This is a genomic window from Arthrobacter sp. K41 (assembly GCF_059089645.1).
On record NZ_JBNHEW010000005.1, the window covers coordinates 1 to 14469 of the forward strand.

The window sequence follows — 14469 nt, forward strand, 5'->3', positions numbered from 1 at the left end:
GCGCCGCCTTGATAAAGCTGGTAAACGCCGCCGTTAATGAGGCCGCCAACCTCATCAGAGGTCGGGTAACCAAGACGCCCCCGCTCAAAACCGGTTCGCCCCCACGCCTGGCGGATCGCACCAACCGAATAATGCGCCCCAGTAGCCGGCGACCAGTTAATGGCGCCGCCTTCGTACATCTGGTAGCAGCCGCCGTTGACTAGCCCACAGAGTATGCCACCGGTGGCCGCTCCAAGGCCCGGGTTTGCTGCCGCTACCGCAGCAATGGCACTAGCGGCAGCAGCCGGAGTCGTTGGCGATCCCGGAGAGTTGAACGCCGTGACGCCCTGGCGGACCGTGACCATAGGCAGCCCACTGTTCCTCACCGTCGCCATATGCGCGTCGAGCACGGCAGTGTCCGTATGGTAAATGCCGGCACCGAGGTTAGCTCCTACCTCGTGGTACACCAGGACCAGCCAAGTATTGTCAGCTTTCGCGGTATTAACCCAGCCCTGCACCGTGGCGGCAGTAGTAGTTGAAACAATGTTCTGCACGAGTATGTTGTACGGATTGAAGCTCGCCTGGGCGTTGAACCCGACGTTCGTGTTGCGTTGCGTGGCGTAGTATTTCTGGACCGCCGAGGTGGTCGTTGAATTGGACGCGCCGTATGGACTGGCGAAATCAACTGCGGCTGAGGGTCCGAACATTTGCTGCAGGGCCGCTTTGCTCCGCCCGAGCTCGTCATCGAGCTGTTGGGGGGTAAGGGTAGTCAGATCCGCATGGCTGACGGCGTGGGACGCGATTTGGTCGCCGCGGTTGGCGAATGCCTGGATCTGCGCCTGTGTCATGTAAGTCGGTTGCGCGTTGACCAGTGCCGAGGAAATATACATCGTGGCCGGTACCCCGTACTTGTTCAGGACGGGAAGCGCGTTTTCGTACTGACTGGCCCACCCGTCGTCAAAGGTCACGCTCACCATGCCCTCGTCGACCGCCTGGGCGGCCGGGCCGGCCCAGAGAGACGCGCCGCAAAGCACCAGCACGAAGGAGAGCGGGACCGCGAACCAGGGGTTTGTTGGTGGTCTTTTGCCGTTTCTCCCCTTGGCCGCGCCCGACGAGGACTGCAAGGACGGCGGACGGTCATTCGTGAGCGGACCGGCAGCCCCGAAAACCCAGAATTGCTTCATGACTTCCACCCGTCCTCACCCGGCCGTCTTGGTTTCCCCTGCCGGCAGACAGTCGTACCTTTGGCCCGCTGATTACCCTCGGCTACTGCGGGAGCCACGGTCGGCGGTCTGCCGTCGTGCATCCGCCACCGTAATCCCCGGCCGGCCCGCGCGGCTACAGTAGGGACTACGCGTTTTCCCGCTTAGTAGCTACCTGCCCGGCACCGGGCCAGCATGGCCCACCCGGGCTTTGCCTCGTTACCGGCAATACACCACAAGTCCGCAGGACCGCGCGAAGCGATCGAGGAATCTGCCTGGGGCTGTGGTCGACGCCTTAGCTGGCTTTTTTGGCCTCGTAGGCGGCCCTGGCGAGCTCGGGCAGGACAGTCCACGTTGCCCACTTAACCCCCAACGGCGATGCCTCTGCCAGCGCGAGCGCGTCGTCGGAAGTTTGGAGGAGGGCTAATGACTTACGTTCTGCCCCGGGTAATCTGTCCAAGACGCCGTCTTCCACGATTCCATTCTTATCGGAGACGGCTACGACATAAATGTCAGCTTGAAGTTCGGCTGCGCGGCGTGACTCCCACAGGAAGGGACCCGTGCCAGAGTCAACCGCCTTCCTTTTCCCTTCAGCCACCACTTTCTGCAGGACAGGGGCGGGGACCACGCCAAATTCTTCCAGTATCCGAACTTGGTTGGAGTCGTAGTCGTACACCTCAAAGTCCGCACCCGGCGCCGTGCTCGCACCGAGATAGAGGAAAGTTGATCCTTCCAGATCGGTGTAGCTGGACTTCGCCTTTGCGATGTCCTCCAGAATTCCTTCAACTAGCTCGCGCGCTGCCTCCGGTTTTCCGAGGACCCTTCCGACCGTAGTTGTCGTTGTTTGCCAGTCTGTCCCAAACGGTTGGCCGGGAAATGCCACGACTGGTGCAATTTTGGTGAGGTCTTCGTACTGTTCTCTTGTTATTCCCGAATTCACCGCCAGGATGATGTCGGGTTTCACCGATTCCAGCGCATCCAAGGGAAGATCTTCGTCGTCGTACCTGTACTGAACGGGCATGACGGCGTTCATGCTGGTTACCGCCTTATTGAACCAAAGGCTGGTGCCAAACCCCCGCGCCTCGTACTGTGGCACTCCCACCGGCACTACGCCTAAGGCAATACACACATCGTGACTGGCGTAACCGAGTGTTGCTATGCGGGCAGGTGCCGAGCCGATGCTGGTGGACCCGAAGGCATGGGTGACCGTGACCGGAAAAGTCGCCGTTTCGGAAGGACCAGCCTGCGTGTCCGCATTTCCCACGCACCCGCCGAGCAGCAAGGGCGACGCAGCAATCGCTGCCAGCAACGATCGACGTGTGAGATTTTGCGCCAACCCGGCTGCGCTTTCCTGCATGGTGGTTCTCCGATCATGCCCCGTAGGTCGGAGGAAAACCTCCACGGGCGCTTGCTAATTCTTGCTGGCAGCTTCAGTGTTGGAGCTTGTGGCTACTGAGCCCTGGAACGGTTTCGCAGTTCGGCTACAACATCGTGAACTTCACCGTCCATAACGACGTGACCGTGCTGCAGCAGCACGCCGCGCTCACAAATGGTGGATACGAGGTCAAGATCGTGGCTAACAACAAAAAGGGTTTTACCCCTCGCGGCCAGTTCTTTGATCTTCGCTATGCACTTGCGCTGAAACGGCTCGTCTCCTACCGCTAGGATCTCATCTATGAGGAAAACCTCAGGATCGGTGTGTACGGCAATGGAAAAAGCCAGGCGCAGATACATTCCCGAAGAGTAGAACTTTACTTCGGTATCTATGAACTCACCGATTTCAGAAAAGCTGACAATTGATTCAAACTTTTCATCTATTTCGGCTTCTGTCATTCCCAAGATGGCGCCATTGAGATAGACATTATCGCGGCCGCTGAGATCATGATGAAAGCCAGCACCAACTTCAATAAGGCCCGCCACGCGCCCCCGTGTCAGGACTGTCCCACTGTCGGGTTGCAGCACTCCGGAGATAAGCTTCAAAAGCGTTGATTTGCCCGAACCATTCAGTCCAAGCAGGGCTACCGTTTCACCGTGCTGGACATCGAGGGAAACATCCTTCAGGGCGTCAAACTTCTTGGACAGGTCACCTTTTCGGCCGCGCATCAACCAAACAAGCGCTTCCTTCATCGAGCGGGTATGTCGAAGGACAAACTGTTTACGAACTCCAACGCAGCTAATTGCCCTGTTATCAATGTCGACCAACTAGAGCTCCTGAGCGAAGTGGGTGGCCAGCTTACGAAACACAACTTGGCCTGCAAAGAGAATGACAAGAGAGATGCAGAATGCCACAGGCAACCAATGCGTTACAAGGTCGGGCGGCAGTGTAACCAGCGGCACCTGATCAGGGTCAAGAGTTGGATACCAGAAGGCCCAGTGAAATATCTCAACCCCAACCGTGAGAGGGTTCAGCTGATAAACCCAAAACCAGGGGCCCATCACCCGCTCCACCATTGTCCAGACATAAAGCACCGGCGACGCCCAGGTAACGATCATGAGCATCATGTCGACGAGGTTCTCGGAATCCCGGAAGTAGACGTTAGCGGCACCGAACAAAAGCCCGAGGCCGGTGGCCAGGACCGACACCATGACAAAGGCCGCCAGAACAGCCACCAATTGCAGGACCGAGGGCGTCCATCCTGCAATCAGGCACGCCCCGACAAGTACTGCAGCTTGGGGAAGAAAGTGCGCAGCAGATACCCAGACTGTTGCGACAGGGAAGAGTTCGCGGGGAAGGTAAATCTTTCGAATAAGGTCCCTGTTGTCCACTATAGATCGGGTGGAATTGCCAAGAGCCTCTGTGAAGAAGTTAATGAAAACAATTCCAGAGAAAAGATAAATCGCGTAATTCGGGGTGCCATGTTGCAGGTTCAGGAATATGCCCAGAGCAACAAAGTAGACAAGGAACTGCATAAGGGGCTTCATATAGGACCACAACAGACCCAGTGCTGATCCTCGATAGCGGATCTTGATTTCCTTGCGCACAAGAAGCTTTAGCAAAAAGCGATTGGCATACACATCCAGCAGGCCCCGCCCACTGCCTGGTTTGATCAGCTCCTCACTCTGAGCCATCAACCGCGGTCCTTTGAAGAAGCGCGCACAGAGGACTTGAATGTCGCCTGCCATGACTCAAGGGAGGTTATGTCGGGTACTGCCTTACGGTACTCCGCCGCCAAGGTTTCCCACTGTCGGAACAACTGGGCCTGCAATTGCGAGGCCTCCAACATTTTCTTTTTCAAGAGTTGGGGATTTCGTCGGTACCAGGATATTCCAGTGCCTTCGGCATTTGAAACGAGGACGCTGTCGTATGAGGAAAGGGTCCACCACTTATTCTCCCGGTGCGCAAGGTGAGCCTGAGGACGCTCCAAACTCTGGGGTTCCGGCCTTCTGAATACTTGGCGAAGCACAGTCTTTGCTGCCCACTTCGGCAGGTCCTTCTTGGCTGGCATTACGGGGGCAGCGCCGCCCCGGCCACCCCGGGCCAGACCGACAGCAGGGAAGTCATCAACATCCGTGCGGATCTGAGCTTCCGGGTGCTGGGAACGTAGCTTGTTGACCTCCGCCAACTTCGATCGCAACTCAGCGTGTAGCTGTCCAGGACCTCGCAACACATCACGGAGCGCCATGATGCGGGCTTCCTGTGCGAAGTACTGCATGGAAATCAGGTGCTTGACGTTGTTCTGGAAGGATTCACGGAGCACGCGTCCCCCCTTGGGGAACGGGCTGTGGATCAAAGCAGCAATAAGGCGGTTGCGCTCGTGAAAGTATGCCTGCCAGCCCAAGGAATCATCCTTGTCTATCCAGGAAACGTGCCAGAGAGCAGCTCCCGGGAGCGAGACAGTGGGGAACCCGGCTTCCTTGGCCCGCAAGGAATACTCGGCGTCATCCCACTTGATGAACAGTGGAAGAGAAAGGCCAATCCCGCGAATGACGGCCGTAGGGATAAGGCACATCCACCAGCCGTTGAAGTCCACATCAACACGCCTATGCATCCAGGGCGTTTGGCGAAGATTCCGTTGCCGGAAATCATGCCGATATTCAACATCTGTGTCTGGACTGACCCAACTCAGCCTGTAGGGGTCCACGACTTCACCAAATGTATGAAGAGTAGTGCGGCTGTAGAGGTCAAACATGTGGCCTCCGACTATGGTCGGTTTCCTACTGAACCGGGCAAAAGCAATGATCCGCTCGATACTGTCCGGCTCAACCAGCACGTCGTCGTCCAGCAACAGGACGAATTCGCTGCCATTATCAACCGCTTCGGCCATTCCCCGGGAAAAGCCACCGGAGCCCCCCAAATTGTCCTGCTCCACTACTCGGAGTTTGTCCCCAAGGAGTTGTTGCACCTCTTCGAACCCCGGCTCGTCCCGGACCTTTTTAGTGCCCTGATCTACTACCAGGATTTCCTTCACGCTTCGGAGAGCATGAGGGTTGGCAGCGAGGATTCTGGCGTTGGCGATACAGAAGTCGGGTTTGTTCATTGTGGTGATCTGAATCGTAGTCGACTCGCCAGTAGCGATTACAGGCTCATTCCCTGTGTACCAGGATGCACTTATCAGGCTCAGCTCCGAGTCACCGGCAACCATTTCGAACCAGTACCAGCCCCCATCACCGAACATCTCCAACGGCAAATCCAGCTCTATGTCCTGACGGCCGTTGACGCGGATGGATTGCAATCGTTGCGGGACACCGCGGGCATTCGAGCGGAATACAATCACGCTGCCAGTGCCTTCTGCTACAACCTTCAACTGTACAGAGCTGACAGTGGTCCACCGACGCCAGTAACTGGCAGGGAAGGCGTTAAAGTACGTAGCGAAAGAGACGTGCTGTCCGGGCCTTACCTTCATAGAGGTGCGGGACAGAAAGTCTTCATGGTGGGCCTCGACAGGGCTGGAACCCACGACGTGAAGTTTATTCTCGGGCAGTTTGGGGTTCCGGTAGAGGCTGTCGTCCTCAACAAGATGAAGTCCCAGCGCGCTTCCCGCGTCTACGTATAATTCGATGGCATCGAACTCGCCAGGGGGAGGAAAAACGACCCTCTGGAGCTCGAAGTCCACGGACACGCTCATGCGTCCACGCCTCCACTTTCCAGCTTTGCGCCGCTTTCAAAATGCGGCCGGATCTTGTTGTCGAACATGCTGAGCGCGGACCCAATGGCCATGTGCATGTCCAGGTATTTGTAGGTACCCAGGCGTCCGCCGAACAGGACGTCCTTCTCTGCTGCCGCCAGGTCGCGGTACTTGAGCAACCGGTCCCGGTCGGCGGAGGTGTTGATGGGGTAATAGGGCTCGTCGCCCTTCTCCGCGAAGCGTGAGAATTCGCGCATGATTACGGTCTTTTCCGTCTGGTAGTCCCGCTCCGGGTGGAAGTGGCGAGGTTCGATAACGCGCGTGTACGCCACGTCGTCGTCGTTATAGTTCACTACTGATGTGCCCTGGAAGTCCCCCACTTCGAGAACCTCCTCCTCGAAGTCGATGGTGCGCCATGAGAGGTCGCCTTCGGCGTAGTCAAAGTAACGGTCAACCGGGCCCGTGTAGATTACCGGGATGTTGCCCACGACCTTGTTCTTGCTGAACTCGTGCGACTCGTCGAAGAAGTCGGTGTTCAGCCGGACCTCGATGTTCGGGTGCTCGGCCATCTTTTCGATCCACGCGGTGTAACCGTTTGTGGGGAGACCCTCGTACTTGTCATTAAAGTACCGGTTGTCGTAGTTGTAGCGAACAGGCAACCGCGAGATGATGCCCGCCGGCAGGTCCTTTGGATCCGTCTGCCACTGCTTGCCGGTGTAGTGCTTGATGAATGCCTCATACAGCGGCCGCCCGATCAGCTGAATGCCCTTGTCATTAAGATTCTGCGGATCGGTACCCGCAAGCTCACCGGCTTGCTCCTGAATGAGGTCCCTGGCCTGGCCAGGAGTCAAGTTGGCACGGAAGAACTGGTTTATGGTGGCCAGGTTGATAGGCAGGGAGTAAACCTCGCCCTTGTGCACGCCATAGACCTTATGAACGTAGTTCGTGAAGGTGGTGAACCGGTTGACGTACTCCCACACGCGCTCGTTGGAGGTGTGGAACAGGTGGGCACCGTAGCGGTGCACCTCGATACCCGTTTGCTCTTCTTTTTCGCTGTAGGCATTGCCGCCGATGTGGTGGCGGCGGTCGATAACGACAACCTTCAAGCCGAGCTCAGTAGCGGCCTGCTCTGCGATTGTCAGGCCAAAAAAGCCGGACCCTACGATGACAAGGTCAGCGGTCACAAAATCTCCTGGTTTGAATGCGGGCAGCGCAATGGTGCGCATTGTCTGCTGCTCTAGCCTACCCGAGGCACTATGGCGCCCGTCGAATCAAGCGCGACCAAGGCGTTTGTGGTGATCCTCATCAAGCGGCGTCGGTGCTTGTCCACATACAAACACTGATCCAGGCAACGCGTTGCAGCGCTCACTAGCGTGGGCGAAAAGGCCGTAAGGATTCGTACCCATGAAATTTCATTGCACGCTGGTCCGCAGCCCAAGTGCGGGGCTGCAGGAACTACCCCGGGAGCTGACCATAGATGCACCTGAGGGGACCACCGGTGAACATGTACATGCCCAGCTGATTCAGCACTTCGGAACAGGGCCGGTCACTATCAACGGCGAAGACATCCGCTTGATGACCGTGAACTTGGCCCCCTTGGTTAACGGCGCCGTCCTTGTCGATGGGCCTACCCAGCGGAATGCCCGCAAAGTTCAACAGCGGGCGAGGGCCGAGGACGCGCACCTCGCACTGGCGGTCCACACCGGCGTGGGAGCGGGCACCGTTGTCCCGCTGCGGCGGGGTTCCTACTCAATTGGGCGAAGCGGCACCCGCATCGTGATCCCCGACCCAGAACTGTCGCGGGAACACGCCCGCCTCGACGTTACAGACACAGCCATCATGATTATCGACCTGGACAGCGCTAACGGCATCCGCATCGACGGCGAACGGGTCCGCGTCGCCGTCATTTCCACAGGCTCAATCATCACCTGCGGCAACACAAGCATGTCGCTGGTCTTCATGGATGTAACGGATAAAGAACTTGCCGACGCCGGTGCCTCCACCCGTCAGCCCTTCACCGTCCCCGGCCGAATGGATACAGCCAACAGGGCGGCCCTCCTACTGGCCGCTATTCTTCCCCTGCTGGTTGGGATAGGACTTGCCGTGCTCACCGGCATGTGGATGTTCCTGGCCTTTGCTGCCGCCTCGGCGGTGTCTGTCCTCGTGCCCCTCGCCTCACATCGCAGGCAGCGCCGCGACCTGACAACAGCAGTCATGGCCGCTATGGCAGAAGACCAAAAGCGACGACGGCGGGCCGGCCCATCACTTGCGGTTCTCGTGCTGGTCGTCAGTCAGAGACAGGGCCGCAACCCTATTTGCTCCACCGAGGAAAGAGTCTGGCTGCGGCTTGGGGAGGCTCCGCAACCCGCCAACGTGAAAGTCGAGCCTTCCATCTCCTCCGTCCACCTTCCGACCCTGGCCGCTGTTCCTGTATCGCTGGACCCGGCATCCATCAAAACCACGTTCCGCGGACCACAGGCAGAGACGGACGGCCTCGTCCGTTCGCTCGTCATGCAGCTTGCGGGCTATCCCAGGGGCCAGGGCACACGAATCATCATCTTTGGGGAAGCAGACCGACTTCCTCTGGGCGCCAGGTATTTAGCTGCTGTCACTCTCACCCCTTCTGTACCGGACTTACTTCGCATCCTGGATGAGGGCTTCGGGCGGAACTACCGGCACGGCGTACTCCTGCTGCTGGATCCTGCCGCTGCCGCGGCCGCGGGCGACGACGGCGCAATCTGTGAAAGTGCCGCGGCGCTCGGTTGGCAGGTCCTTGAGTTCCTCGCGGCCGGGGAAGGTGCGGGTGCAGATGTGGAGCTATCCGAGCAGAAATCACTCCTGCGGCTCGCCGCCGGCAACATAACCTTTGTCCCTGACTTGGCACCAGAAAGTGTCTTCCTCAGCTTCTGCCGGCACCTGGCATCCCATCCGGAACCACGGGAAAGCGCGGAGTCCGCTGTCCCCGAAGTGTGCTCACTCCAGGACGTGCTGCCGCTCTCACCCCATGAAACTGCCGCCCGCTGGAATGCCAGCGCCCGGGAACAACGTCTTCACTTTCCTCTAGGGCTGGGTACCACCGGACCACGCACTCTGGACCTTCAGACAGACGGCCCCCATCTGCTGGTCGCCGGTACCACCGGTTCCGGCAAGTCGGAACTCCTCCGCAGCCTCACCCTGGCTTTGGCCCTCAGCCACCCACCGGAGCGGGTTAATTTCCTGTTCATCGACTTCAAGGGCGGCTCCGGGCTCGGGCCCCTAGCGGAACTGGTGCATTGCGTCGGGCTCCTGACGGACCTGTCCGCCTACGAGCTCGAACGCACCCTTACTTCCCTCCGTGCGGAAATCCGCCTGCGCGAGGAAGCGTTGGCTACCGCGCGGGTGCCGGACTTAGCGGCATACGAGTCCACCCCTGCGGCACATGACTTCCCACTTCCCCATCTGGTCATCGTCATCGATGAGTTCCGCATGCTCGTGGACGATGCCCCAGAAGTACTTCGGGAACTGATGCGGATAGCGGCCATTGGCCGCTCGCTGGGAATCCACTTGGTCATGGCCACCCAGCGCCCGCAAGGAGCGCTGACAGCGGACATCCGGGCCAATGTGACCTCGAGCATTGCGCTTCGGGTCCAGTCAGAGATGGAGTCGTTGGACATCATCAATTCCAAGGTTGCGGCGGCCATCAGCATTGATGCCCCTGGGCGCGCCTTCCTGGCGCGCGGCACGGAAGCTCCCCAGGAATTTCAGGCCGCTTCCGCGGGACCAACCCGGTGCGCGTTCGGCACGAGCGCCGCCGTCACCGTGCAGCCCGCCATCGATTGTCTTGCCTTCGACAAGACGGGTGGCTCTGAAAGTGTCGCCACTGCCGAATCGCCCGCGCAGGCTGCAGCACCACTCGTGGCTATGATGCAGGACCTCTGGTGTGAGCGGAAGGGCCGGAGGCCTAGGCGACCAGTCGCCCGTCCCCTCCCACCGGATCTGGGGGGACCCCAGGAGGCGATATCAGCAACTCCGGCAGGCAGTCGCACGAGCGTGGCAGGATCGATGATCCTCGGCCTGCTGGACCTGCCGGAACAGCAAAGAGTGGCGCCACTTACGTGGAATCCTGCTGAGGACAGTCACTTGGCCCTCATCGGCGCCCCGTCCTCCGGGGGCACAGATGCCTTGGAACTGGCAGTGATGCAAGTGCTTTCGCACCCCTTTGAAGCGCACGGCTACATCCTGGATGCAGGGGGTACCCTTCACCGCACGGCGAATCACCCCCGTATCGGGGCGTATGTGGGGCTGCACGACCTGCGGCGGGCCGTCCGCGTGCTGGAACGCCTGAAAAAGGAACTGTCACGCCGGCAAAGCCAATCCCATGAACAGGACAAAGTGCCTTTGCTCCTCGTCATCGCTGGCTGGGGTTCGTGGCTTTCGGCATTCCGTGCCGGGACTTTGTCCTGGGCCGAAGAACTTGTCCAGGACCTGACCCGTGACGGCGCAGGTGCAGCGATCATTGTGCTGGTTTCCGGCGACCGCGAACTTGTCAGCTCAAGGGCATCCCGGCACTTCCCAACCGGCTTTACTTCCCCACCGGTTCAAATCCGGACAGCCGGATAGCGTGGCCCCGAATGCCCTCTACGGCCGAGGTTAGAGGCCGCGCCGTAGCATTTGGTCCCGTCGCGCGTGGCGGTCCGGCCACTTGCCAGCTGTACAGCGCCGCCCCTGACCAGTCCTGGGAGTCCGGACCAGCAGCGAGCATGAATAACAACACAACCAGCATGGACAATGCGGACGACGAGGACAGCCATGCAAGCGCGAGTAGTGCGGGAAACTCGAGCTGCCCAGCAAGTACGCGCCCATTCAAAGTTGAACAATTGCCGTCCTTGGTGGAAGCCACAGAAATACGTCCCAACACGGAGCCACCCGGGATGGAACAAGCCCTGACCCGTGGGCGCCAATTAAGACCCGCGCGGGGCAGCACCACGCCGCGCGAGGTCCTCGTGGGTGTGGGCGGTGATGAACTAGTCCCCATGTCCTTCAGGCTGCCGGTGGCAGGAGTCTTCACCGTCCTCGGAGGATCTGGATCGGGAAAAACCAATGTCCTTCGCGCGCTGCCGCTGATGAACCCCGGCGGCGGCCCTTGGCTCTTCCCGGAAGACGGGACGGACCCGGTTGACTTCTGGCAGCGGGAACTGGCCGCCGCAGCGGCAGGCGAAACACCAAAGGGAACCGTCGCGTTGGCCGATGATGCCGATCTTCTCCCCGCCGAGGCCATCCGGGTTTTATCGGAAATGCACGCCTTGGGTTACCCCGTGGCCCTCACCGCGTCCTACAGCTCCTTGCTCATACAACGTGTGCCGCTGGTCATAAACTCCCGCTCGGCCGGGACGGGACTCCTGCTAGCACCACGTTCACTACAGGATGGTGATCTTTTTGGAATCAGGTTCGACGTGGATGCCGGCGCACCGCCCGGCAGGGGCGTTCTCGTCGCCCAGGGCCACGCCCGCAATATCCAAGTCGGCTGGGCTGGACCCATCTCCAAGCATGATCCGCGGGAACGCTAGTGAACCGCCCCAGAACCAGTAGCCAGACTTACGGCAGATAGTTCTCAAGGGATGACACAGAAGGATGCCGGCCAGGACATGCAGACAGGCCCGCACACAGGTGCTGCCGGACAAGCGGTCAGAGGGCCGGGGTTGTGCTTCCGGTCCGGGAGGCAAAACTGATGACCTTGTTATGGAACAACAGCACGATGGCGCAAACGGCCGGGACCAGGATGGCCAACCCAGCCAAAGGCAGACCGCCAGTCAGAGTGGGAAAACCGATGGTCAAAGCAAACAATTGCGCCACCAGCGCGGCCGCCCTGGTCCAGCGGCATCCCCGGTAAAGGAACACAGCTACCGCGAACAACCAAGCAGAGAAGGCCAGCAGCAGCACAAGGGTGAAGACTGCGCCCCAAAATGAAAGGACCGGACTGCCGGCCGCCAACTGGTAGCCGTACCAGGCCGCGGCTGCCAGCAGGGCTGTCGCCTCCGCCGCCACAACCAGCGCCACCACGAGGACAGCCGGGGGCCGGCCCCCGTGGGTGCTACGCGTATGCGGTCCCGGCGGAGCCTCCTCAGGACCTTTGCCTGCGCTGCCTGAGTCGCTCGGAGGGTCGGTGGGGTACTCGGGAGGTCTTGACACATTGGCACCCTACCGGACATAGTCGGACAGTGGTGAGGGCCGCTGCCGCTACTGTGATGCATCGCTCAGCGTTCCCGGGATTTCAAGCCTTATTACCTCTTGTTTACACAGCGTTAACATGACAGGCTTGATGCAGATGACCAACGGGGCCCTGTCGGGCCCCTTTCCTTTGTAGCTACTAGTGAATAATTTCACAAAGAGCTTTTCCCAGAATTGGAGCAACTGATCAGCATGGATTGGCGTAACCGCGCAGCGTGCCTTGAAAAGGACCCGGAACTGTTCTTCCCCGTTGGAAACACAGGCCCGGCGCTCCTGCAGATTGAGGAAGCGAAAAGCGTGTGCCGCCGCTGCCCGGTGGTGGACACCTGCCTGCAGTGGGCCCTCGAGTCTGGCCAGGATGCCGGTGTCTGGGGCGGCATGAGCGAAGACGAGCGCCGCGCACTCAAGCGCCGGGCAGCCCGCGCCCGCCGGGCCTCCTGACTCCATTAGGCACACCGGCCAACAAAATTTCAAGAAAAGGCCCCGGCAGCAACCGCAAGGTTGCCGCCGGGGCCTTTTGCTGTCCCCCGACTATTTGGCTTCGAGGCTTAGACGGATCTGAACGGCAGTGCCGCCGCCTTCGCGCGGCTGCCACTGGATGGTGCCGCCGAGCTCACTGGTCACCAGGGTACGAACGATCTGCAGGCCAAGCCCCTCAACGTGAGGCGTCTCGGGAAGCCCCACGCCGTCGTCGGCGATAGTGACAGTCAGCTCTTCCCCGCCTTCTTCCCCTTCGGAGCGGTCGGCCAACAGCCAGACTGTTCCCGTACGCCCCTCAAGGCCATGCTCCACGGCATTGGTAACCAGCTCATTGATGACCAGGGCCAAGGGTGTGGCGAAGTCACTGGGCAGTTCGCCGAACATGCCGGAGCGCTCGGTCCGGACCTGTTGCGACGGCGAGGCGACCTCTGCTGAGAGCCGGAACTGCCGCCCGATCAGCTCGTCAAAGTCCACACTTTGCGTCAGACCTTGGGACAGCGTCTCGTGGACCAGCGCGATGGTGGCCACGCGGCGCATCGCCTGCTCCAGGCCCTGCTTCGCCTCGTCGCTCACCATGCGGCGGGACTGCATCCGCAGCAGCGCCGCAACAGTCTGCAGGTTGTTCTTAACGCGGTGGTGGATCTCGCGGATGGTCGCATCTTTGGTCACCAGCTCCATTTCCCGCCGTCGCAGTTCGGAAACATCCCGGCAGAGAACCAGGGCGCCGAAGCGCTGCTGCTCATCCCGCAGCGGGATCGCGCGCAGGGACAGGCTCACCCCGCGCGATTCAATCTCGCTGCGCCACGGCATCCGGCCGGTCACCACCAGGGGCAACGTCTCGTCAACCATGCGCCGGTCCTTCAGCAGGCTTGCCGTGACCTCCGCCAGCGACCGCCCCTCCAGCGATTCCCCGTCACCGAGGCGCCGGAAAGCGGAGACACCGTTGGGGCTGGCGTACTGCACGATGCCCTCGGCGTCGAGCCGGATCAGCCCGTCGCCTACACGCGGGGCACCGCGGCGGGAACCCGTGGGAGACGCGAAGTCCGGCCACAGGCCCAGGGTGCCCATCCTGAGAAGGTCGTACGCGCATTGCCGGTACGTCAGCTCCAGCCGGGACGGCATACGCGAGCTCGAGAGATCCATGTGCGTGGTGACTACGGCCAGCGTGCGGCCGTTCCGCACCATGGGAACGGCCTCCACCCGCAGCGCCATGTCGCTGTTCCAGTTGGTTTCACTGGAACGCTCAATAGAGCGGCTGTTCCATGCCTTGTCCACCAGCGGTTGGAGATCGGAGCGGATGGGATCCCCCACGAAGTCACCGTGGAACACCGTATGGGTGGTGGATGGCCGGACATGCGCCAGTGCCACATAGCCGTGGTCAGGGTGGGGGAACCAGAGGGCGAGGTCCGCGAACGCCAGGTCCGCAACCATCTGCCAGTCCCCCACCAGGAGGTGCAGCCATTCGGCATCGCCCGGCCCGAAATCAGCATGTTCCCTGATGGGGTCCGTAAAGATTGCCACTGCACCTCCATTTG

Annotated in this window: 11 protein-coding genes; 3 read left to right on the forward strand and 8 right to left on the reverse strand. The window is 60.3% G+C overall.

The window, feature by feature from the left end:
- From AC5RTE_RS12615 to glf, 6 genes are all read right to left on the reverse strand, one after another.
- The coding region (locus AC5RTE_RS12615; RefSeq protein ID WP_494042018.1) for a polysaccharide deacetylase family protein at nucleotides 1-1163 on the reverse strand (1163 nt) is incomplete at its 3' end.
- Between the two features lie 313 nt (nucleotides 1164-1476).
- Complete coding sequence (locus tag AC5RTE_RS12620) at nucleotides 1477-2538, reverse strand: ABC transporter substrate-binding protein (RefSeq protein ID WP_494041755.1); 1062 nt, start codon at nucleotides 2536-2538, stop codon at nucleotides 1477-1479.
- A 92-nt stretch (nucleotides 2539-2630) separates the two neighbouring features.
- Nucleotides 2631-3383, reverse strand: a complete 753-nt coding sequence (locus AC5RTE_RS12625) for an ABC transporter ATP-binding protein (protein ID WP_494041756.1) — start codon at nucleotides 3381-3383, stop codon at nucleotides 2631-2633.
- Entirely contained in the window at nucleotides 3384-4250 is an 867-nt protein-coding gene (locus AC5RTE_RS12630; protein WP_494042019.1) for an ABC transporter permease, read from the reverse strand.
- Complete coding sequence (locus AC5RTE_RS12635; protein ID WP_494041757.1) at nucleotides 4250-6247, reverse strand: glycosyltransferase; 1998 nt, start codon at nucleotides 6245-6247, stop codon at nucleotides 4250-4252. The genes AC5RTE_RS12630 and AC5RTE_RS12635 overlap by 1 nt, the downstream gene beginning before the upstream one ends.
- Entirely contained in the window at nucleotides 6244-7431 is a 1188-nt protein-coding gene (gene glf / locus AC5RTE_RS12640) for a UDP-galactopyranose mutase (protein WP_494041758.1), read from the reverse strand. Before glf ends, AC5RTE_RS12635 begins: the two co-directional genes overlap by 4 nt.
- A 220-nt stretch (nucleotides 7432-7651) precedes the next feature.
- On the opposite strand from glf, the gene AC5RTE_RS12645 reads away from it, so the two are divergent.
- Nucleotides 7652-10846, forward strand: coding sequence for an FtsK/SpoIIIE domain-containing protein (locus tag AC5RTE_RS12645; RefSeq protein WP_494041759.1), 3195 nt, complete (start codon nucleotides 7652-7654; stop codon nucleotides 10844-10846).
- A 311-nt stretch (nucleotides 10847-11157) separates the two neighbouring features.
- Nucleotides 11158-11793: a hypothetical protein gene (locus AC5RTE_RS12650; RefSeq protein WP_494041760.1), complete on the forward strand. Its 636-nt coding sequence runs from the start codon at nucleotides 11158-11160 to the stop codon at nucleotides 11791-11793.
- 118 nt (nucleotides 11794-11911) lie between these two features.
- On the opposite strand, the gene AC5RTE_RS12655 is transcribed toward AC5RTE_RS12650, so the two are convergent.
- Nucleotides 11912-12415, reverse strand: a complete 504-nt coding sequence (locus tag AC5RTE_RS12655) for a hypothetical protein (RefSeq protein ID WP_494041761.1) — start codon at nucleotides 12413-12415, stop codon at nucleotides 11912-11914.
- A 231-nt stretch (nucleotides 12416-12646) separates the two neighbouring features.
- On the opposite strand from AC5RTE_RS12655, the gene AC5RTE_RS12660 reads away from it, so the two are divergent.
- On the forward strand, nucleotides 12647-12895 hold the full coding sequence (locus AC5RTE_RS12660; RefSeq protein ID WP_015937605.1) for a WhiB family transcriptional regulator: 249 nt from the start codon (nucleotides 12647-12649) through the stop codon (nucleotides 12893-12895).
- Between the two features lie 90 nt (nucleotides 12896-12985).
- On the opposite strand, the gene AC5RTE_RS12665 is transcribed toward AC5RTE_RS12660, so the two are convergent.
- Entirely contained in the window at nucleotides 12986-14455 is a 1470-nt protein-coding gene (locus tag AC5RTE_RS12665) for a sensor histidine kinase (protein ID WP_494041762.1), read from the reverse strand.
- Nucleotides 14456-14469: the final 14 nt, after the last annotated feature.

What these genes read in the sequence shown, in the direction of transcription:
- AC5RTE_RS12620 (WP_494041755.1), bottom strand. Translation starts at nt 2,538, where the DNA reads ATGCAGGAAAGCGCAGCCGGGTTGGCGCAAAATCTCACACGTCGATCG.
- AC5RTE_RS12630 (WP_494042019.1), bottom strand. Translation starts at nt 4,250, where the DNA reads ATGGCTCAGAGTGAGGAGCTGATCAAACCAGGCAGTGGGCGGGGCCTG.
- AC5RTE_RS12635 (WP_494041757.1), bottom strand. Translation starts at nt 6,247, where the DNA reads ATGAGCGTGTCCGTGGACTTCGAGCTCCAGAGGGTCGTTTTTCCTCCC.
- AC5RTE_RS12645 (WP_494041759.1), top strand. Translation starts at nt 7,652, where the DNA reads ATGAAATTTCATTGCACGCTGGTCCGCAGCCCAAGTGCGGGGCTGCAG.
- AC5RTE_RS12650 (WP_494041760.1), top strand. Translation starts at nt 11,158, where the DNA reads ATGGAACAAGCCCTGACCCGTGGGCGCCAATTAAGACCCGCGCGGGGC.
- AC5RTE_RS12660 (WP_015937605.1), top strand. Translation starts at nt 12,647, where the DNA reads ATGGATTGGCGTAACCGCGCAGCGTGCCTTGAAAAGGACCCGGAACTG.